The 855-nt window shown below is 52.2% G+C and carries 1 pseudogene; it reads right to left on the reverse strand.

Features of this window, described 5'->3' with window-relative positions:
• A pseudogene (locus KIV40_RS30360) lies at positions 1-855 on the reverse strand (efflux RND transporter permease subunit); the annotation flags it as partial.

The following is an 855-nucleotide window of genomic DNA, read 5'->3' on the forward strand; positions in this document are numbered from 1 at the left end:
GAAGGTACCACCTGCGGGCTCTTCTGCTGCACTAAATTGCGTCGAATACGCGCCTTCCACCGCTCCTGTGGTGTCACGCCAACGGTTTATCAATAAATTGCTTGGTAAGGTACTGAGTGACTACGTCGTAAGCTCTGCGGTCACTTCAATCTCACCAAAGCCGTCTGACCATGCGAGTAGGTTAACTACAGGGGCTTCGCTGAGTGGGTAATCGTCCATCAAGCTCTGCTCAACCTTGGCCATTGCTGATTCTACTTGAGAGAGCGCCTGTTGCTGCAGCGGCAATGGTGCTCCATCTTCCAGTTCGATTTTTGCTGTCACGTAACGCCCGGGGATCTCTGGAAACAGTGCACTGCGGATCGCGCCATTTGACCACATGCCATAAGCCAAGGTGATCATCGCGACAAAACCCAGTAGTGACGCAAACTTATAGTTCAAGGCATGCTCAAGAACGGGCTTATAGATACGTAGATTGAACGCCTGCAATGCCTGCTGCGCCTTACCCTGTATTCGGGTGATGATGTTTCGACGCGGCTTAGAGTCGATCTGAGCGAGATGCGACGGCAGAATGAACTTGCTCTCCACCAGCGAAAACAGCAAAGCAAAGATCACGACCGCAGAGAAGCCTGCTAGCACCTTAGCCAGTTCATTGTTAATCCACAGCATTGGCGAGAACGCGGCGATTGTAGTGAGGACACCAAATACGGTCGCAATTGAGACCGAATGAACCCCTTGCCATGCCGCAAGTTTAGGATCGACTGGCTTTCCGGTTGTGGGCGATGAGCGTTTGTCGTGGATCGCTTCACCCACCACCACGGCATCATCCACCAAAATACCCAACACCAAGATAAAGCC

This window comes from Vibrio sp. D173a (assembly GCF_030248475.1).